The organism is Rhizorhabdus argentea (genome assembly GCF_037861105.1).
In the GTDB taxonomy this organism is placed as follows: domain Bacteria; phylum Pseudomonadota; class Alphaproteobacteria; order Sphingomonadales; family Sphingomonadaceae; genus Rhizorhabdus; species Rhizorhabdus argentea.
This window is the reverse complement of record NZ_JBANFK010000016.1, coordinates 36,915-55,585: the sequence shown is the minus strand read 5'-3', so window position 1 is coordinate 55,585 and position 18,671 is coordinate 36,915. Positions and strand designations below refer to the sequence as shown.

Genomic DNA, 18,671 nt, shown 5'->3' with positions numbered 1-18,671 from the left:
AAATGCTTTAGATTCAATTCAGTCTGGTCGATAGAAGGGGACTGGATCGTGACTGGATCTGCTTTTTATCGATGGCTGGGCCACCTTGCCCTTGCCGTCGCTGCGATCATCGCCCCCCTGCTCCCGGCCCATGCCACCAGCCCGCTTGGCGCGCCGCGCTTCGCAGCGGTGCTGATGGACGCCGACACGAGCGAGGTCCTGTTCTCGGAACAGGCCACCGCGATCCGCCATCCCGCCTCGATCACCAAGGTGATGACGCTCTATATCGTGTTCGATGCGCTCGACGCAGGGCGGCTGCGGCTCGATGACCGCGTCGTGATGTCGGCCCATGCGGTCAACCAGCGCCCGTCCAAGCTGGGCCTCGGCATCGGTCAGTCGCTATCCGTGGAGGAAGCCATCAACGTCGTGGCGGTGAAGTCCGCCAACGACGTCGCCGTCGCGCTCGCCGAAAAGATCGGCGGCAACGAGGCGAACTTCGCGCAGATGATGACGGCCAAGGCGCGGAGCCTCGGCATGCGCCAGACGGTATTCGCCAATGCGAGCGGCCTGCCCGACCCGGCCCATTTCACCTCCGCACAGGATATCGCCATCCTGTCCGCGGCAATGATCCGCAACCATCCCGATCGATATCGCTGCTTTTCGGAGCAGAGCTACAGTTACGGGCGGCTACGCATGGCCAACCACAACAAACTGCTAGGCAACGTCGTGGGCCTCGACGGGATCAAGACCGGCTTTACCAACGACAGCGGCTTCACCCTGACCGCCTCTGCCGTGCGCGGCGGCCGTCGGCTGATCGCGGTGGTGCTGGGGTCACCCTCGGGGTTGCAGCGAGATCGCGACATCACCGCACTCCTCAACGCCGGCTTCACCGCGCTCGACATCCGTCGCGGCGGCGGTAGCGAAGATATCCAGGCACTGCTCGCCAGCAGCGGCTTCGTACTCAACCGCAGCCTCCGCTCGGCGCCCCGCATTGCCGCGCTCGATATCGAGGAGGGGGACGGCGAATAATCCGATACCCCTCCGCATAAAATGAGAGGGCGTCTCGTCGAAGGCCACGGCTGAAATCCCGACTGGCGACCGAGACAGAAACGGGTGGGGCAATGGAATGGACGGGCTGATGGCCCGTCCTTTTTTGTTCGATTATTGCAGGATAAGCCGGCGGCTCGGAGCGGTATCGGGAACGGCGCGCCGCGCGATAAGCAGCCTGTCCAGTTCGATCAGCTTGATCGGCTTGCGCAACACCTCTGCCGCCGGCCGCGGCACATGGCGCAATTCGGAGGCAACCAGCCCATGCGCATGGGCTGCGATCATCAGCGCGCTACCGCCGAGCAACAGGTCCTTCCCCAGGCCCAAGGCTGCCTCCCTGATGACGCCTCCCTCGGCGCAAGGATAGCGGCGCGTCGGCTCCGACCACAGACAGCTTCTGCCAACCGCCATGGAATGTCGACCAGCGATATCTCATGGCGGCTAGCCCGTCTGCTGGATTACATGTGCAGCGTGCGTCCGAACGCCGCCAGCACGCTTTCGTGCATCGCTTCGCTGATGGTCGGGTGTGGGAATACCGTGCCCATCAGCTCGGCCTCGGTGGTCTCGAGAGTCTTGCCGATGGTGTAGCCCTGGATCATCTCGGTCACCTCGGCACCGACCATATGCGCGCCGAGCAGCTCGCCGGTCGCCTCGTCGAACACCGTCTTCACGAAACCTTCGGGCTCGCCCATCGCGATCGCCTTGCCGTTGCCGATGAACGGGAACTTGCCGACCTTGACCTTGTATCCGGCCTCCTTCGCCTTGGCCTCGGTCAGCCCCACGGAGGCGACTTGCGGTCTGCAATAGGTGCAGCCCGGAATATTGCGCTTGTCCATCGCGTGCGGATGCTGACCAGCGATGTGCTCGACGGCGATGACCGCTTCGTGCATCGCCTTGTGCGCCAGCCAAGGACCGTCGGTGACGTCGCCGATCGCATAGACGCCATCGACGTTGGTCCGACAAAATTCATCGACCTTGATGTGGAAGCGCTTGTCCGGCTCCGCGCCGATCGCCTCCAGCCCGATCTTCTCTACATTGGGCACGATGCCAACGGCGACAATCACATGGCTGAACTCTTCGGAGGTGACCTTGCCGTCCTTGTCCTTGATGTCGGCGGTAACCCCCGCATCGGTTGTCGCGATCTTCTGTACGCCGGCCGACGTGCGGATCTTCATGCCCTGCTTGGTCAGCGCCTTGGTCATGAAGGCGCTGACCTCCTCGTCCTCGACTGGCAGGATGCGGTCGAGCATCTCGACCACCGTCACATTGGTGCCGAGATCGCTATAGAAGCTAGCAAACTCCAGCCCGATCGCGCCGGATCCGATCACCAGCAGCTTTGTCGGCATCTCGGACGGGGTCATCGCATGGCGATAGGTCCAGATCCTCTTGCCGTCGGCCTTGGCGAAAGGCAGATCGCGGGCGCGGGCGCCGGTCGCGATGATGATGTTCTTCGCCTCCAGGTCCGTCTTCGCCCCGTCGCGGGTCACGGTCAGCTTGCCCTTGGCGGTGATTTCGCCATCGCCCATGTGGACGGTGATCTTGTGCTTCTTCATCAGCCCGGTGACGCCCATGTTGAGCTGCTTGGCGACATCGCGCGAACGCGTCACCACCTTGGCCAGGTCGAAAGAAGGCTTGCCCGCGTCCAGCCCGAAATCGGCGGCGTGGAGCATGTGGTGGTAGATTTCGGACGAGCGCAGCAGCGCCTTGGTCGGGATGCACCCCCAGTTGAGACAGATGCCGCCAAGCAATTCGCGCTCGACGATAGCCGTCTTGAGCCCGAGTTGGGCTGCACGGATTGCCGCGACATAGCCGCCCGGCCCCGAACCGAGAACGATAAGATCGTAGGTTTCCGCCACCTGTCTGCTCCTCACTTAAGGCTGTGCAACGACGGCACGTGGCCGCCCATCATCATCGATCGCGACGAACGTCATCGTCGCATGGGTAACTTTTTCGCTTTCAAGCCCCGCGCGCGTGCGCCGCCAAGCCGTCACCTCGATCTTCATCGATGTCCGCCCGATCGACAGCAGCTCGGCATAAACCGACACGACGTCGCCGATCTGAACCGGCCGATGAAAGGTCATGCCGTCCATCGCCACCGTCGCGGTACGCCCCCGACTGTGGGTCGAAGCGACCGTACCGGCCGCGAGATCCATCATGCTTACCAGCCAGCCGCCAAAGATATCGCCATTCGCATTGGTATCGGCTGGCATCGCCACCACCCGGATCGCCGGCTCTCCGCTGAACGGCAATGCCTCCCCAGGGTCCGCCATCAGGCAAGCATGCCGAGGGGATTTTCGACCAGCTGCTTGAACGCCGCCATCAGCTGCGCGCCGACCGCGCCATCGATGGCGCGGTGATCGAAGCTGCCTGTCGCAGTCATGATCGTAGCGGTCGAAAGCGCGTCGTCGACGATGTAGGGTCGCTTCTCGCCCGATCCGACCGCCATGATCATCGCCTGCGGCGGATTGATCACGGCCGTGAAGTGCTTGATGCCGAACATGCCCATATTCGAGATCGAGGCGGTGCCGCCCTGATATTCGTCGGGCAGGAGCTTGCCCTCCTTCGCACGCTGAGCGAGATCCTTGGCCTCGGTCGCGATCGCCGCGACCCCCTTGCTGTCGGCGCCCTTGATGATCGGAGTGATAAGGCCGCCGGGAATAGCCACGGCGACGGAGATATCGGCGCGCTTGTACTTCACCAGCATGTCTCCGGCGAAGGAGACATTGCAGTCCGGCACTTCCATCAGCGAGAGGGCCAGCGCCTTGATCAGCAGATCGTTGACCGAAAGCTTTACGCCGCGCTTCTCGAGCGACTTGTTCAGATCGCCCCGCAGCTTGAGCAAAGCGTCGAGACGAATATCCACGGTCAGGTAGATATGCGGGCTCTGCTGCATGGATTCCGTCAACCGCCGCGCGATCACCTTGCGCATACCCGACAGTTTGACGACCTCCTGCGGAATCTCGTTGGAAATGGCACTGACCGCTGGAGCGGGCTTGTCGGCAGCCGCAGGAGCCGCAGCGGGCGCAGGTGCAGCCGCTGCAGGCTTTGCGACACCCTGAGGCGCACCGTCGAGGTCGGCCTTCACGATCCTTCCGTTCGGGCCCGAGCCGCTGATGGCAGTCAGATCGATGCCTTGGGCCGCGGCCAGCCGTTTCGCCAGCGGGCTCGCCTTCAACCGATCGCCTGATGCAGCCAGTGCGGCAGCAGCCTTGGGTGCAGGCGCGGCGGCCTTTGCTTCGGCGGCAGGCGGCGGCGCAGGCGTGGCCGCAGCGACGGGCTTTACCTCTTCCTTGGCCGGCTTCGCCGCAGCCGCCGGCTTGGCCGCGGCGTCCTCGTCCTCGCCCTGGATCAGCGCGATCACCGCGCCGACCTTCACCCCTTGGGCGCCTTCGGCGACGACGAGCTTCGCAATCCTTCCCTCGTCAACCGCCTCGAATTCCATCGTCGCCTTGTCGGTCTCGATTTCGGCGAGCAGATCGCCCGACTTGACGACATCGCCCTCCTTGACGAGCCACTTGGCGAGGTTGCCTTCCTCCATGGTCGGGGAGAGCGCGGGCATCTTCAACTCGATCGGCATATTTATATTTCCCCTAAGGCGGGATTGGGGTCGATACGAGTTTCTCTTCCCCGCTCCATGTGGCGAGGTCAAGGGTTAGGATGGAGCGCTTGCGCGAAATGCTCAAACGGCGCACCTTCGGTCGATATATGGGGGAGCGAAGCGGGCGTGCGTACTTACCTGGTTGTTATCGACGATAACGACGCGTCGCGCGTGGCCCTGCGCTTCGCCGCGCGACGCGCGACCAAGACGGGCGGCGCGGTCGAAATCCTGGCGCTCGTTGCCCAGCAGGAGTTCGTCCAGTGGGGGGCGGTGCAAGCCGCGATGGAGGAGGAGGCGCGGCTCCGCGCCGAAGCCATGGTCGCACAGGCAGCGAGCGCACTGATCGAAGAGACGGGCATCATGCCGTCGATCACCGTCCGCCAAGGCGACCCGGTCGCAGCGGTCCGCGAGCTTCTCGCCGAGCAACCCCATGTTGCGGCCCTGGTGCTCGGGGCGCCGCCCGGCGGGCCGCCAAGCAAGCTGGTTGGCCATTTCGCGGGCGCCGAGGCGGGGCAGATGCCTTGCCCGCTGATGATCATACCCGGCTCGCTCAGCGAGGAAGCGCTCGACCGATTGAGCTGATGCGCTTCGCGGCTTCGCCCTGCCCGTCAGCGCGCGGCGCGCGGGCCGAGCACCGCCATCAACTCCGCGCAACCCGTCACATCCGCCGCATCGAACCGCCCCACCAGCGGACTGTCGAGATCGAGCACGCCGATGAGCCGCCCCTCATGGACGATCGGCATCACCAGCTCGGACGCGGAGGCCACATCGCAGGCGATATGCCCGGGAAAGGCATGCACGTCGGCAATGCATTGGGGCTCGCGCGTCGCCGCAGCGGTTCCGCACACGCCCTGGCCGAACGCTATGCGGATGCACGCCGTTCTGCCCTGGAACGGGCCGAGCACCAGCTCGTCGCCGATAGCGCGATAGAAGCCCGCCCAGTTCAGGTCGGGAAGATATTCCCAGATCAAGGCGGCCGCATTGGCCATATTGGCGATCGCGTCGGGCTCGTCCGCCGTTAAAGCCGCCAGCGCCGCCGCCATGTCCGCATAGAGCTCGGCCTTGCCGCGATGCTGGTTGATATCGAACGTGTACATCATTCCGATCTGGCCTCGCTTCGCTTGCGCTTCAACCCGCTTGCGATATCGTCTTGCCGAAGATCGCGGGGGAGCTTGCCATGACGATGTCCTTTTTTCGGCTGATCTGGCTGCTGCCGATCATGTTCGCCGTTCACGTCGTCGAGGAATATCTCACCGGCTATCCGGCATGGGCGACCGAGGTCACCGGCCAGCCGATGGAGCTGCGGACCTTCCTCGCCAGCAACATCGTCTTCATCGCCATCATGCTGCTGCTCACCCGCTGGGCCGCGAGATCGAAATCACCGACGGGGATCTTCTGGCTGCTGGCCTGGGCAGCCGGCAACCTGTTCTGGAACTTCGTTTACCATCTCACGAGCGTCGTCGCGTACGACAGCAGTTCGCCTGGAATCGTGACGGCGACCCTGATCTACCTTCCGCTGTCGCTGGCGATATGGCGCGCCGCGCTCGACGAGAAGCTGATCCGGCCAGCCGTGCTGCTCGGGGCGATCGCGACCGGCGGCATCTTCATGGCCGCCGTGACGGCCTTCGGCATCTATCATCTCGGCGGCGTCTGATCCGCGTCAGTCGATCGGCGGTTTTCCGCGCCCGGCTTTCACTCCGGACCGCTTTGCCTTGCCTTCGAGCCGCTTCACCTTCGACGAGAAGCTTGCCTTGGTCGGCTTGCGCCGCTTCGGCACGATCGTCGCCTGACGGATGAGATCGAGGAGCCGCTCCAGCGCGGCCTCGCGGTTGCGCGGCTGGTCGCGATATTCCTGCGCCTGGATGACGATCACGCCGTCCGCGGTAAGCCGGGAGCCGGCGAGCTTCTGCAGCCGCGCAGACACCGCGTCGGGCAACGAAGGCGAGCGGCGGGCATCGAAACGCAGCTCGACGGCACTTGAAACCTTGTTGACGTTTTGACCGCCAGGTCCGCTCGCCCGGACGAAGCGCTCCTCGATCTCGTCGGACTCTATCGAGATGTGGTCGGTCACTGCGATGCGGGGCATTGGCGGTCAGGCCGGATCGGTGAAACCCAGCGCGGCGAAGCGCTCGGGCAAAGGCGCCCGGGCAGTGATCGGCGGCTTGCCCTCGCGCGGCACGCTGATCGCGAGCGCGTGGAGCAGGGTTACGCCGCCGCCCCGGCCATAAACCGGATCGCCGAGAATCGGCACGCCTATGCCGGTGGCGGCATGCACGCGGATCTGGTGTGTGCGGCCAGTGGTCGGCTTGAACTCCACCAGGGCCTTGCCCCCGGACGTCGCGACCAGTCGCCAGGAGGTGCTGGCAGGCTTGCCCTTCGGATCGCCAATCATCCGCCAGCCGCTCTCGCGGGTCGAGACTTTTGCCAGGGGAAGGTCGACGATGCCGTCGGTCGCCGCCGGCACGCCGTCGAGGATAGCAAGATAGGTCTTCTCCACCAGGCCCTCTTCGAAGGCTAGCGCAAACCGCTTGTGCGCCTTCGGATTACGCGCCAGCAGCAGGCACCCGGAGGTATCGCGATCGAGCCGGTGGACTGCGCTCGGCCAGCGCTTGAAGCCGAAGCTCAGCGACTGGAGATGGTTCTCGATACTGATGCTGCCGTCGCGCGGCGCGTCGACCGGCAGGCCGGATGGCTTGTCGATCACGATAGCTTCGCCATCGATGAAGAGGATATGTTCGTCCAGCATCGCGCGCTCATGCACGTCTGTGGCCGCCACGGCAATCGAATGCAGCGGCGCACCCGCTTGCCTTTCGCGCCGGTTGCCTCTATGCGCGCCCATCCCGTCTGGTCATCCCTGGAGGCAGGCGGGTCTTGGAAACTCAAATGCGAACTGGAGACATGTTATGAGCGAAGTGCTCGACCTGTCGGCTGAGACGCGCGATCGGGCAGGCAAGGGAGCCTCCCGCGCCATGCGTCGTGAAGGCCGCGTCCCCGCCGTTATCTACGGCAACAAGCAGGAAGCTACTGCGATCCACCTCGAAGAGAAGGTGCTGATGAAGATGCTCCACACCGGGCATTTCTTCAACAGCGTCGTGATGCTCGACGTGGCCGGCGAGAAGATCCGCACCCTGCCGAAGGACGTCCAGTTCCATCCCGTCACCGATCGTCCGCTCCATGCCGACTTCCTGCGGATCGGCGAGCATACGAAGGTGACCGTCAACGTCCCCGTCCACTTCACCGACGAAGACCTGTCGCCCGGCATCAAGCGCGGCGGCGTGCTCAACATCGTCGTCCATGACCTGGGCCTGTCGGTCGACGCGGCCGAGATCCCCGATGAGATCACGATCTCGCTGAAGGGCCTCGAAGTCGGCGACAACATCCACCTGTCGCAGATCACCCTGCCAAAGGGCGCGACCGCGGTCGATCACACCGACATCACCCTCGCGACGATCGTCGCTCCGTCGGCGCTGAAGAGCTCCGAAGGTGGCGAAGACACCGGCGAAGCTGGTGACGAGGGCGCCGAGGGCTGATCGCCCCCGTCTTCGACCGGACAGAGCCCCGCCCGCGCAAGCCGGCGGGGCTTTTTCTTTGCGGTACGGCCATCTGGTATGGCCGGCCGTGAGTGGATAGGACATCGCCATGCAAATCTGGGTCGGTCTCGGCAATCCGGGCGCGCAATATGCGATGCACCGGCACAATGTGGGCTTCATGGCGGTCGATACGATCGCCGAACTCCACGACTTCGAGCCCTGGAAAAAGCAGTTCCAGGGCTGGGCCGCGGCGGGCCGGATCGGCACGCAGCGCATCCTGCTGGTAAAGCCCGCCACCTTCATGAACGACAGCGGCCGATCGGTCGGCGAGGCGATGCGTTTCTTCAAGGCGGAGACCGGCGACGTCACCGTTTTCCATGATGAGCTCGATCTGGCGCCGTTCAAGGTCAAGGTGAAGACCGGCGGGGGCACTGCCGGGCACAATGGCCTGCGGTCGACGGAGGCGCATATCGGCAATGACTTCCGGCGCGTCAGGATCGGCATCGGCCATCCGGGACATAAGGACCGCGTAACCGGCCATGTCCTTGGCAACTATGTGAAGTCCGAGCTCGATCCGCTCGCCGACATGCTCGGCGTGATCGCCCGCGAGGCGCCGTGGCTTGCGTCCGGAGAGGATGCGCGCTTCATGAGCGAGGTCGCCCTGAAGCTCGCCGCCGACTGATCACGACGAGCCGCTTAACGATTGCATTCGCTATTTGGCTGTTGGCATATCTGCACCATGGCACTGACGCTCTGGTACCATCCCTTCTCGTCCTTCTGCATGAAGGCGCTGATCGCCTTGTACGAATGCGGCGCAGCATTCGATCCGGTCATCGTCGATCTTGGCGACGAAAGCGCGCGGGCCGCATTTTACGCGCTGTGGCCGATCGGCAAGTTCCCGGTCCTGCGCGACGAGGCCAGCGGCGAATTGGTTCCCGAATCGACGATCATCATCGAGTATCTCGCGCATCGGCATCCCGCCGCGGGGATGATCCCGGCGGAACCAGCCGCCGCGCGCGAGGTCCGGCTGTGGGACCGGCTGTTCGACGATCATCTCCATCACCATATGCAGAAAGTCGTCGCAGACCGGCTTCGTCCCGTCGACTCCCGCGATCCATATGGCGTCGCCGAGGCGCGCGCGCGGATTCGTCAGTCCTACGACCTGATCGAACGCCGGATGGAGGAGCGTGAATGGGCGGCGGGCGACTTCTCCATGGCGGACTGCGCGGCCGCTCCTGCGCTTCACTACGCATGGAAGGTCGAGCCATGGGGGGATCGGCCGGCGCTGTCCGGCTATTTCAGCCGTCTTGCCAGCCGCCCGTCTTTCGCGCGCGTTCTCGCCGAGGCGCAACCCTACGCCCATTTTTTTCCTCAAGAGTAGGAGTCCCGCGCCGTCCGTCGACGTGAACGGGCGCGGCAGATCCGTTTATCGGCGGTTCAGCTTGGACGATTTATTTTTCGCTCCCCGATTCTAACAATGGAGGCAAAGTCATGCGTTTTGTTCGGACCGCCATCATTGCCGCCGCCGCCTCGGCGGCTCTCGCCGGAGCGGCAATCGCCGCGCGCGACAACAGCAAGCTGATGCTGGTCGCCCTGCCCGACGGGTCCGTCGAACATATTCGCTATGAGGGCGACGTCGCCCCTGAGGTGATGCTCGTCGACGATCCCGCGCCCGCCCAGATGTTCGCCGCAGCGTTCGGCCCCGGCTCTCCTTTTGCCGAAATGGAGCGCATCTCGGCGGCCATGGAAGCGCAGGCGCAGGCGATGATGCGTCAGGCGGCGGCCATGCAGGCGCAGCAGCCTGCCGCTGACGGCAAGGGCATTCTCATGACCAACGCGGCGGGTCAGCCGGTCGGCGTGATGCACTATAGCTATGTATCGAGCACGACCACCGCCGACGGTTGTACCCAGACCGTCCAATACAGTTCGGACGGTTCGAGCAATCAGCCGAAGCTGATCCGCACCAGCGCGGGTTCCTGCGGCGCGGCCAACGCCGTGCCGGCGATCACGCCGACCAGCGCGGCTCCGGCGCACAGGCCGGCGCCGAAGATAACCCCCGTCAGTGCGACCAAGCCCCTGCCGCAGTTCACGCCGTCCAGAACCTGACCGGCTCTTCGGCAGCACAAACACGAGGGCCTCGAAGCACGCTTCGGGGCCCCGTTTCTGATCAGGTCGCTTCCACTGGCCTTTATCGTCGCCACGGGCTATCGCGCGCGCATTCGAAAAAGGCTTGAGACAATATGGGTTTTCGCTGTGGAATCGTCGGGCTGCCGAATGTCGGCAAGTCCACCCTCTTCAATGCGCTGACGGAGACGGCAGCGGCGCAGGCGGCCAACTATCCCTTCTGTACGATCGAACCGAACATCGGCCAGGTCGCGGTGCCTGATCCGCGTCTGTACGAGATTGCGAAGATCGGCGGCTCGGCCAAGATCGTCGAGACCCAGCTTGCGTTCGTCGACATCGCCGGTCTCGTGCGGGGCGCGTCGAAGGGCGAAGGGCTCGGCAACCAGTTCCTCGCCAATATCCGCGAGGTCGACGCGATCGTCCATGTGCTGCGCTGCTTCGAGGATGGCGACGTCACCCATGTCGAGGGCAAGGTCGATCCGATCGCCGATGCCGAGACGGTGGAGACCGAGCTGATGCTGTCGGACCTCGAGAGCCTCGAAAAGCGGGTGCCCGCCTTCGTCAAGAAAGCGGCGCAGGGCGACAAGGAATCGAAGGCCGCCGCCTCGGTGCTCGGCCAGGCGCTCGAACTGCTGCGCGAGGGCAAACCCGCCCGTCTGACCCAGCCGAAGGACGACGACGAGGCGCGGATTTTCTCGCAGGCGCAGCTGCTGACTGCCAAGCCCGTGCTCTACGTCTGCAACGTCGACGAAGGATCGGCTGCCGAAGGCAACGCGCTGTCGGCCCGCGTCTTCGAAAAGGCGAAGGCCGAGGGCGCCAAGGCAGTCATCGTTTCCGCTGCGATCGAGGCCGAGATCGTTACGCTCGATCCTGCCGACCGCGCCGAGTTCCTGTCGGATCTCGGCCTGTCGGAAACCGGCCTCACCCGCGTCATTCGTGCGGGTTACGAGCTGCTCGACCTGATCACCTTCTTCACCGTCGGCCCCAAGGAGGCTCGCGCCTGGACCGTCGAGAAGGGCGCCAAGGCGCCGAACGCCGCCGGTGTGATCCACAGCGATTTCGAGCGCGGGTTCATCCGCGCCGAGACGATGGCCTTCAAGGATTATGTCGCGCTGGGCGGTGAGACGGCGGCGCGCGAAGCCGGCAAGCTACGCTCCGAAGGCAAGGAGTATATCGTACATGACGGTGACATCATGCTGTTCCGGTTCAATGTCTGATGCGTTATTTCGAGGACTATGAGGCGGGTCGGATCGAGCGCTTCGGCGCCTATCCGGTCACGCGGGAGGAAGTGATCGAATTCGCTTCCAAATATGACCCCCAGCCCTTCCACCTCGACGATGCCGCCGCTGCGGCCAGCCCGATCTTCGGTCGGCTAGCGGCGAGCGGCTGGCATAGCTGCGCGATGGTCATGCGGATGCTGACCGATCATTGGACACAGGAAGGCTACTTCTCGTTGGGCGGCACCGGCGTCGACGAATTGCGCTGGGTAAAGCCGGTCTATCCCGGCGACACCCTCAGCGTCGCGGCCGAGATATTGTCGAAGAGCGCACCGCGCTCCAAGCCCGAAATGGGTTTCGTGAACTTCCGCCTGACGATCTTCAATCAGCATGACGAGATCGTGATGACAATGAAGGTCACCAATATCCAGAAGCGGCGCCCGGCCCCCGTCTAAGCTCCGCAGCGGAGCCGCTGAAGGACATAGGGTTCGACCAAGTGCCTGCCGCGCCCCCGATCAGCTGAACAGCCTCGGCGCCAGCGTCGCCAACCGCCGCCGCGTCGCTATCGGCCAGGCATCGCGTGCTGTTATGATGGCGCCGTCAAGTGCGTGGTCGCAGCCCTCCCGGCAGGCCGCGCCACCATGGGTGCCGCCCGCCACCGCCATGACCAACGCCTGGGCTCGCGCGACATTCGCGTTCATGATCGAGATCACCGCAGCCATATCGACATGATCGTCCGACCAGGCGTCACGATCCGTCACCATCGCTACACTCGCATAACAGAGCTCGGCCTCGCGGGCGAGCCGGGCTTCCGGCAGGCCGGTCATGCCGACCACGTCACAGCCCCAGCTCTTGTGGAGCAGCGATTCGGCGCGGGTGGAGAATTGCGGGCCCTCGATCACGAGCATCGTGCCGCCGATCCGATGCGCGTTTCCTTCGGTGAGCAGCGCCGCGGCAACGGCATTGCCGAGCCTGGCGCAGGTCGGCCGGCCGAACCCGACATGCGCGACGATACCGTCCCCGAAGAAGCTGCGCCCGCCGCGCACAGTGCGATCGATATATTGGTCTACCAGCACGAAGGTGCCGGGCGGAACATCTTCCTTGAACCCGCCGACCGCTGACACCGCCAAAATCTCGGTGCAGCCAGCCGCCTTCAGCGCCGCAATGTTCGCGCGATAGTTGACCTCGCTCGGCGCCATCCGGTGCCCTCGCCCATGGCGCGGCAGGAAAGCGATCTCGCGGTCGCCGATGGTCCCGATGAGGAGCGCGTCGGACGGTTTCCCCCAGGCCGTATCTACATCGATCCATTCGCCATCGGCGAGCGCCGGCATCCGATAGAGCCCGCTACCGCCGATAAGTCCGAGCCGGTTAGTGGTCATTGCTGGCTATTCTCCTGCGATGATGCGGGAAATGAAAAAGGGCCGCCCGGCTTCGCCGGACGGCCCTTTTTCATCGAGCCGTACAAGCTCAGTGCTTAATGCCCGCCCAGATGTTCCGGTAGGACAGATAGGCCAGCGTCGTCGCGATCAGCAGGAAGATGATCACGGCCAGACCAGTCCGATGACGCGCTTCGAGCTTCGGTTCGGCGCTCCAGGTCAGGAATGCCGCGACGTCCTTCGCCATCTGGTCAACGGTCGCCTTGGTGCCGTCGGCATATGTCACCTGTCCGTCAGCCACGAGTGGTGGCGGCATCGCGATGTTGAGGTTTGCGAAATAAGGGTTGTAGTGAAGCGACGGCGGCGTCTTCGAGTCCGGGAACTTCTTGATCAATTCCGCCGGCTGCGGCTGGAAACCGGTCAGCAGCGAATAGACATAAGCCGGGCCATCGTGACGCGCCTTCGTCATCAGCGACAGATCCGGCGGCAGTGCGTTGTTGTTCGCCGCGCGTGCAGCGACCTCGTTCGCGTAAGGCGTCGGGATCTTGTCGGCAGGCGTGCCCTTGCGGGTCGCCGGCTCGCCGGTTTCGGGGTTGATCGAGGGAACCTCGGTCGCCCAGCCCTTGGCGATCGCCTTCACCTCGGGATCGGTGAACCCGAGATCCGTCAGGTCACGGAAGGCGACCTGGTGGAGCGAATGGCAGGCCGAGCAGACTTCCTTGTAAACCTGGAAGCCGCGCTGCAGCTGCTGTCGGTCGAACTTGCCGAACGGCCCGTCGGAGGCGAACGATACTTCCTTCGGGTGAAGATGGAACTCGTGCTCGGCGGTCGGCTGCGGCGGCTCGCTGACATAGGCAACGGCGCCCATGATCAGCGAGTAGAGCAGGATACCGGCAAAGCCGAGGCCTACGAGGAATGCGATGGGACGAACCATGGTCTCTATATCCCCTTTAGGCCTGCGTGCTCGTCGAGAGCGTTGCGCCGCCCTTCCCTTCCAGCACCGCCTCGGTGATCGAGTTGGGCAGCGGCAGCGGACGCTCCATTCGCGACACGATCGGCAGGATGATGAGGAAGTGCGCGAAATAATAGGCGGCGGCGAGCTGCGAGATCATCACATAGGGCTCTTCCGCGGGCGATCCGCCGCAATAGCCCAGTACGATCACGTCGGCGCACAGCAGCCAGAAGAACTTCTTGAAAGCCGGGCGATAATTGCCCGAGCGCACCGGCGACTTGTCAAGCCACGGCAGGAAGAACAGCAGCAGGATCGCCGAGAACATCGCAACCACACCGAGCAGCTTGGCCGGAATGCCGAAGATGTTGAAGGTGAAGGCGCGAAGGATCGCGTAGAAGGGCCAATAATACCATTCGGGCACGATGTGCGCCGGCGTCGAGAGCGGATTGGCCGGGATATAGTTATCCGGGTGGCCGAGCGCGTTCGGCGCGTAGAACAACACCAGGCAGTAGAGGATCAGGAACACGCCCAGTCCGAAACCATCCTTGGCGGTGTAATAGGGGTGGAACGGAACCGTGTCCTGCGGACCCTTCACCTCGATGCCGGTCGGATTGCTCGATCCGGGGATATGCAGCGCCCAGATGTGCAGGATGATGACACCCGCGATCACGAACGGCAGCAGATAGTGCAGCGAGAAGAAGCGGTTCAGCGCGGCGTTGTCCGGCGCGAAGCCGCCCAGCAGCCAGGTCTGGATCGGCGTGCCGACGATCGGGATCGCGCCGAACAGGCCGGTGATCACCTTGGCGCCCCAGAAGCTCATCTGCCCCCAGGGAAGCACATAGCCCATGAAGCCGGTGGCCATCATCAGCAGGTAGATCACGAGGCCGAGCAGCCACACCATCTCGCGCGGCGCCTTGTACGATCCGTAATAGAGGCCGCGGAAGATATGGAGATAGACCACGATGAAGAAGAAGCTCGCGCCGGTGGCGTGCGCGTAGCGCAGCATCCAGCCCGAGTTCACGTCGCGCATGATGTGCTCGACCGAGTCGAACGCCACCGCGCCGTTGGCGGCATAATGCATCGCCAGGATGATGCCCGTGATGATCTGGATGCCCAGCGCCGCGCCCGAAAGCACGCCGAAGTTCCAGAAATAATTGAGGTTGCGCGGCACCGGATAGCCAGCGCCGATCGCGTTATAGACAAGACGCGGCAGCGGAAGCCGCTCGTCGAGCCATTGCGTCAGCGGATGCTTAGGCGCGTAATGATTTGCCCAGGGGAAGCTCATGTCGTTCTACCTCAGCCCACTGCCACGACGGTGTCGGATTTGAAGGCGTATTTCGGCACTTCGAGATTCTTCGGCGCCGGGCCTTTGCGGATGCGCGCTGCGGTGTCGTAGGTCGAGCCATGACAAGGGCAGAAATAGCCGCCGAACTCGCCCTTGATCTCGCCTTCGCCGGCCCCCAGCGGGACGCAGCCGAGATGGGTGCAGACACCCATCGTGATCAGCCACTGCTTCTTGCCGCCGACAGTACGCTGCTCGAGCGTCTGCGGATCGCGCAGCGAAGCCGGGTCCACCTTGTCGGCAGCGGAGATTTCAGCCGCGGTCAGGTGCCGCACGAACAGCGGCTGCTTGCGGAAGATCGTCTTGATCGCCTGGCCTTCCTTGATCGCCGAGAGATCGACCTCGATCGACGCCAGAGCGAGCACGTCGGCCGAAGGATTCATCTGATTGATCAGGGGTAGCAAGACCGTCGCGGCGCCGACGCCTGCGAAGCTCACTGCCGCTATGTTAATGAAATCACGGCGACGGACGCCGTCTCCGGCTTCTTCGCCGGGTGTATCTATATGTTCGAGCGTCGCCATTCCGGAACCCTTGCGCTGCCACGATGCTGGCGCGTGCGACGAAGGTAAGAGCGTACTGCCATTGCCCCCTGCGCATGCGCGACCGCCCGCAAAATCCCCGGCGGCTGCGCGCTGATAGCGCCGGTTCGTCGGCTTTGCCAATCCCATTTCACGATTATTGCCGCATCGCGATACATTCGCATATCAGCGGCAGCATGCGGATCGCCCTATACCAGCCGGATATCGCCGGAAACGTCGGCACAATTCTTCGCCTTGCGGCCTGTCTCGGCGTCGCCGTTGACATCATCGAGCCCTGCGGATTCGCCTTTTCGGACCGGGGCCTGAAGAGGTCCGGTATGGATTACGCCGCCGACGCGGAGGTTGTCCGCCATGCCGATTGGGAGGCGTTCGACGCCAGCAGGCGGGGCCGCATCGTGCTTCTGTCGACCCGCAGCGACCAGACGCTCGTCAGTGCACGCTTTGCTCCCGACGATATATTGCTGCTCGGATCCGAAGGCGCGGGCGTGCCGCCCAGCGTCCACGACCGGGCAGGTCTGCGTGTGCGCATTCCGATGCGCCCTGGGTTCCGGTCCTTGAATGTCGCGGTCTCGGCTGGCATCGCGCTCGCCGAAGCGCTGCGACAAACCGAAGGATGGCCCGAATGACATTGCAACTCGATGCGGATCAAGCGGCGGCACGGGCCTGGTTCGAGTCGCTGCGCGACCGTATCTGCGCCGAGTTCGAGGCGATCGAGGCCGAGGCCGGCGGCGATGCGCGTTTCGCCTACACGCCCTGGAACCGCGACGGCGATCCCGAAGCGAAGGGCGGAGGCGGCGTCCAGGGGCTGATGAAGGGCCGCGTGTTCGAGAAGGTCGGGGTCAATGTCTCGACCGTCGGCGGCGCCTTCGCACCCGAATTCGCCGGCACCATACATGGCGCGGGCGCCGACAATCCGGGGTTCTTCGCGACCGGAATCAGCCTCGTCGCCCATATGGCCAATCCGCATGTTCCTGCGGTACACATGAACACGCGCTTCCTCATTACCACCAAGCGCTGGTTCGGCGGCGGCGCGGACCTCAACCCTCCACTCCCCTACGCCGCCGATACCGAAGCCTTCCACGCGCGCCTGAAGCTCGCCTGCGATGCGCACGGAGCCGACTATTACGAGCGCTTCAGCAAGTGGGCCGACGACTATTTCTGGATTCCGCACCGCCAGGTCCATCGCGGCGTAGGTGGCATTTTCTACGATCATCTCGACTGCGAGGCACCAGCCGAATTCGATGCCAATTTCGCCTTCACGCGCGATGTCGGCGAAGCCTTTCTAGATATCTTTCCGAAGATCGTGCGCGCCCGCATGGCGATGACTGCAACCGAAGACGACCGCCGCCGCATGCTCGCCTTCCGGGGTCGATATGCCGAGTTCAACCTCGTCTATGACAGGGGAACGTCCTTCGGCCTGAAAACCGGCGGCAATATCGACGCGATTCTGATGAGCCTGCCGCCTGTGGCGACATGGGAGTAGCAGTCCGGTCTCCCTATCTCCCAAGGGAGCAGGAATAAACGCAATGCCGCTAACGCCGGTCCCTCCGCACATGATCGCGACGATCGTTACATCTCTGGAGATGCGCGAGCGGCCTAAGGCGCGGATGCTGCCGGCGGCGCCGTTCCGGCTGACGCGCTGGAAGCAGCCCGGCGTTGCGAAATACCAGGCGCTGTTCCGCAGGATTGGCGAACCCTGGATGTGGTTCTCCAGGCTGGTCATGCCCGAAACCGACTTGCTCGCCATCATCCATCATCCCGCGGTCGAAATCTATGCCGTGGAAGATCGGCGCGGGATCGAGATCGGGCTGCTGGAACTCGACTTCAGAAAGCAAAGCGAGGTGGAGATCGGCTTTTTCGGGTTCGTCACCGAGTTGACCGGCAAGGGCCATGGCAACTGGCTGATGGCGCAGGCGCTGTCACTGGGCTGGCGCAACGGCATCAACCGGATGTGGGTTCATACCTGTACGCTGGATCACCCCGGCGCGCTGGGCTTCTACCGGCGGCACGGCTTCATCGCGTTCGAGCGCGCGGTCGAGACCTTCGCGGACCCGCGACTGGCAGGCGTTCTACCGCGCGAGGCATCCCCGCACATCCCGTTGCTCGATCAGGACATTGCGATCCGGCGGTAGATCAGCGCGATATATACCGCCATCACCAGCGACAGCATCGCCTGCAAGCCGGCACTGATCAGCGTCCGGACGACCATCAGCAATTCTCCGTCGCTGACCGCCAGCTTGAGCAGCTGGACTAATGAGCCGATCACGAGCAGGTCGACCACCGCCACCATGATCTGCAGGAAGATGAACAGCACCCAGAAGCCCGCGAAGCGCAGCGCATTGTCGCGGCCAAGCGACCAGATGCGGCGGAGCGCCTCCGCGGTGCCAAGCTGCTCCATGGCCAGCACCGGCGCTGCGACCAGCATCCGCACCATGATCACCAGCATTGGAATGATGATCAGCAAGGAGAACATAGTGGACATCGCCGGGGACGCAGGGTTCGAGCCGAACGAGATGGCGCCGAGCGTGCCCGCAGTTACGACACCGATGGCGATGACGATCCAGATCGACATGACGACGAGACCCGCCAGCAGCGCCGCCGGCGCCCGCTTGAGCGCACCCAGCAGCGCCTCTCCGACGCTGATGCCCGGCACCAGCACGATCAACGACACCGCCAGATACCCATAGATCGCCAGAATCATCGCCGGCAGGACGAGCAGCATCTGGGCGTTCGCGCTCCCGGCGCCGGCGGTGGTGCGCATCGCCGGGGCGCTGGCGATGGCTAGGGCCAGCAAAATCTGCATCGGTCCGAAGATCGCCAGGCCCACCGGGATCAGCAGTGCGCTCTCCCGGCGCAAAAAGGCTATCGTCTCTTCCCAGACGGTCCCGAGCGAGAAAGCGGTCATTCGATTGCAAATCCCCAGACAGAACATCCTCGCCTATCCTGCCGGGCCCGTTCTGCGCAATC

24 protein-coding genes are annotated in these 18,671 nt (G+C 64.0%); 12 read left to right on the top strand and 12 right to left on the bottom strand.

Features of this window, described 5'->3' with window-relative positions; genetic code table 11:
* Nucleotides 1-48 precede the first annotated feature (48 nt).
* Nucleotides 49-1,008, top strand: a complete 960-nt coding sequence (locus tag AAC645_RS14545) for a D-alanyl-D-alanine carboxypeptidase family protein (protein WP_340317017.1) — start codon at nt 49-51, stop codon at nt 1,006-1,008.
* A gap of 132 nt (nt 1,009-1,140) precedes the next feature.
* Here AAC645_RS14545 and AAC645_RS14540 read toward each other — a convergent pair whose 3' ends face one another.
* The 4 genes from AAC645_RS14540 to AAC645_RS14525 all read right to left on the bottom strand — a co-directional run bounded on the left by AAC645_RS14540 (nt 1,141) and on the right by AAC645_RS14525 (nt 4,603).
* On the bottom strand, nt 1,141-1,353 hold the full coding sequence (locus AAC645_RS14540; RefSeq protein ID WP_340317015.1) for a hypothetical protein: 213 nt from the start codon (nt 1,351-1,353) through the stop codon (nt 1,141-1,143).
* Between the two features lie 131 nt (nt 1,354-1,484).
* Nucleotides 1,485-2,882: a dihydrolipoyl dehydrogenase gene (gene lpdA / locus AAC645_RS14535; protein WP_340317013.1), complete on the bottom strand. Its 1,398-nt coding sequence runs from the start codon at nt 2,880-2,882 to the stop codon at nt 1,485-1,487.
* 15 nt (nt 2,883-2,897) lie between these two features.
* On the bottom strand, nt 2,898-3,296 hold the full coding sequence (locus AAC645_RS14530; RefSeq protein ID WP_340317011.1) for an acyl-CoA thioesterase: 399 nt from the start codon (nt 3,294-3,296) through the stop codon (nt 2,898-2,900).
* Nucleotides 3,296-4,603, bottom strand: a complete 1,308-nt coding sequence (locus tag AAC645_RS14525; RefSeq protein WP_340317010.1) for a pyruvate dehydrogenase complex dihydrolipoamide acetyltransferase — start codon at nt 4,601-4,603, stop codon at nt 3,296-3,298. Before AAC645_RS14525 ends, AAC645_RS14530 begins: the two co-directional genes overlap by 1 nt.
* Before the next feature lie 147 nt (nt 4,604-4,750).
* Between AAC645_RS14525 and AAC645_RS14520 the strand changes: the two genes are divergently transcribed.
* Nucleotides 4,751-5,206, top strand: coding sequence for a universal stress protein (locus tag AAC645_RS14520; RefSeq protein WP_340317009.1), 456 nt, complete (start codon nt 4,751-4,753; stop codon nt 5,204-5,206).
* Between the two features lie 26 nt (nt 5,207-5,232).
* On the opposite strand, the gene AAC645_RS14515 is transcribed toward AAC645_RS14520, so the two are convergent.
* Nucleotides 5,233-5,721 (bottom strand): GAF domain-containing protein, encoded by a 489-nt coding sequence (locus tag AAC645_RS14515; RefSeq protein ID WP_340317089.1) that lies wholly within the window; start codon nt 5,719-5,721, stop codon nt 5,233-5,235.
* Nucleotides 5,722-5,801: 80 nt separating this feature from the next.
* Here AAC645_RS14515 and AAC645_RS14510 point away from each other — a divergent pair, with 80 nt between their 5' ends.
* Nucleotides 5,802-6,278 carry an HXXEE domain-containing protein gene (locus AAC645_RS14510; protein WP_340317008.1) on the top strand — a complete coding sequence of 159 codons (477 nt, stop codon included), beginning with the start codon at nt 5,802-5,804 and terminating at the stop codon, nt 6,276-6,278.
* 6 nt (nt 6,279-6,284) lie between these two features.
* Here the strand turns inward: AAC645_RS14510 and arfB are convergent, their stop codons facing one another.
* Together arfB and AAC645_RS14500 are read right to left on the bottom strand one after the other, a co-directional pair.
* A complete protein-coding gene (gene arfB / locus AAC645_RS14505) occupies nt 6,285-6,710 on the bottom strand; it encodes an alternative ribosome rescue aminoacyl-tRNA hydrolase ArfB (protein WP_340317007.1) in 426 nt (141 codons plus the stop codon).
* 6 nt (nt 6,711-6,716) lie between these two features.
* Nucleotides 6,717-7,370: an RluA family pseudouridine synthase gene (locus AAC645_RS14500; protein WP_340317005.1), complete on the bottom strand. Its 654-nt coding sequence runs from the start codon at nt 7,368-7,370 to the stop codon at nt 6,717-6,719.
* 157 nt (nt 7,371-7,527) lie between these two features.
* Between AAC645_RS14500 and AAC645_RS14495 the strand changes: the two genes are divergently transcribed.
* From AAC645_RS14495 to AAC645_RS14470, 6 genes are all read left to right on the top strand, one after another.
* Nucleotides 7,528-8,154, top strand: coding sequence for a 50S ribosomal protein L25/general stress protein Ctc (locus AAC645_RS14495; RefSeq protein ID WP_340317003.1), 627 nt, complete (start codon nt 7,528-7,530; stop codon nt 8,152-8,154).
* Nucleotides 8,155-8,263: 109 nt separating this feature from the next.
* Nucleotides 8,264-8,836: an aminoacyl-tRNA hydrolase gene (gene pth / locus AAC645_RS14490; protein ID WP_340317002.1), complete on the top strand. Its 573-nt coding sequence runs from the start codon at nt 8,264-8,266 to the stop codon at nt 8,834-8,836.
* A gap of 57 nt (nt 8,837-8,893) precedes the next feature.
* Nucleotides 8,894-9,535 carry a glutathione S-transferase family protein gene (locus AAC645_RS14485; protein ID WP_422785839.1) on the top strand — a complete coding sequence of 214 codons (642 nt, stop codon included), beginning with the start codon at nt 8,894-8,896 and terminating at the stop codon, nt 9,533-9,535.
* Nucleotides 9,536-9,645: 110 nt separating this feature from the next.
* Nucleotides 9,646-10,260: a hypothetical protein gene (locus tag AAC645_RS14480; RefSeq protein ID WP_340317001.1), complete on the top strand. Its 615-nt coding sequence runs from the start codon at nt 9,646-9,648 to the stop codon at nt 10,258-10,260.
* A 134-nt stretch (nt 10,261-10,394) separates the two neighbouring features.
* Nucleotides 10,395-11,495 carry a redox-regulated ATPase YchF gene (gene ychF / locus AAC645_RS14475; RefSeq protein ID WP_340317000.1) on the top strand — a complete coding sequence of 367 codons (1,101 nt, stop codon included), beginning with the start codon at nt 10,395-10,397 and terminating at the stop codon, nt 11,493-11,495.
* Complete coding sequence (locus tag AAC645_RS14470; RefSeq protein ID WP_340316999.1) at nt 11,495-11,950, top strand: MaoC family dehydratase; 456 nt, start codon at nt 11,495-11,497, stop codon at nt 11,948-11,950. Before ychF ends, AAC645_RS14470 begins: the two co-directional genes overlap by 1 nt.
* A gap of 60 nt (nt 11,951-12,010) precedes the next feature.
* Here the strand turns inward: AAC645_RS14470 and mtnP are convergent, their stop codons facing one another.
* The 4 genes from mtnP to petA form a co-directional block, all read right to left on the bottom strand.
* On the bottom strand, nt 12,011-12,874 hold the full coding sequence (mtnP, locus tag AAC645_RS14465; RefSeq protein WP_340316998.1) for an S-methyl-5'-thioadenosine phosphorylase: 864 nt from the start codon (nt 12,872-12,874) through the stop codon (nt 12,011-12,013).
* An 88-nt stretch (nt 12,875-12,962) separates the two neighbouring features.
* On the bottom strand, nt 12,963-13,805 hold the full coding sequence (locus AAC645_RS14460; RefSeq protein ID WP_340316996.1) for a cytochrome c1: 843 nt from the start codon (nt 13,803-13,805) through the stop codon (nt 12,963-12,965).
* Between the two features lie 16 nt (nt 13,806-13,821).
* Nucleotides 13,822-15,108: a cytochrome b gene (locus AAC645_RS14455; protein ID WP_340316995.1), complete on the bottom strand. Its 1,287-nt coding sequence runs from the start codon at nt 15,106-15,108 to the stop codon at nt 13,822-13,824.
* Nucleotides 15,109-15,119: 11 nt separating this feature from the next.
* The gene (gene petA, locus AAC645_RS14450) at nt 15,120-15,686 is read right to left on the bottom strand and encodes a ubiquinol-cytochrome c reductase iron-sulfur subunit (protein WP_340316993.1); all 567 of its coding nucleotides are present in this window, start codon (nt 15,684-15,686) and stop codon (nt 15,120-15,122) included.
* 194 nt (nt 15,687-15,880) lie between these two features.
* Between petA and AAC645_RS14445 the strand changes: the two genes are divergently transcribed.
* Genes AAC645_RS14445 through AAC645_RS14435 form a run of 3 tightly spaced genes read left to right on the top strand, consistent with a single transcriptional unit; the run spans nt 15,881 to nt 17,836 of the window.
* Entirely contained in the window at nt 15,881-16,330 is a 450-nt protein-coding gene (locus AAC645_RS14445) for a tRNA (cytidine(34)-2'-O)-methyltransferase (protein ID WP_340316992.1), read from the top strand.
* Nucleotides 16,327-17,187 carry an oxygen-dependent coproporphyrinogen oxidase gene (hemF, locus tag AAC645_RS14440; RefSeq protein WP_340316990.1) on the top strand — a complete coding sequence of 287 codons (861 nt, stop codon included), beginning with the start codon at nt 16,327-16,329 and terminating at the stop codon, nt 17,185-17,187. Before AAC645_RS14445 ends, hemF begins: the two co-directional genes overlap by 4 nt.
* Before the next feature lie 43 nt (nt 17,188-17,230).
* Nucleotides 17,231-17,836 (top strand): GNAT family N-acetyltransferase, encoded by a 606-nt coding sequence (locus AAC645_RS14435; protein WP_340316989.1) that lies wholly within the window; start codon nt 17,231-17,233, stop codon nt 17,834-17,836.
* Here AAC645_RS14435 and AAC645_RS14430 read toward each other — a convergent pair.
* On the bottom strand, nt 17,812-18,609 hold the full coding sequence (locus AAC645_RS14430; RefSeq protein WP_340316987.1) for a hypothetical protein: 798 nt from the start codon (nt 18,607-18,609) through the stop codon (nt 17,812-17,814). The two genes, AAC645_RS14435 and AAC645_RS14430, sit on opposite strands and share 25 nt — an antisense overlap.
* Nucleotides 18,610-18,671: the final 62 nt, after the last annotated feature.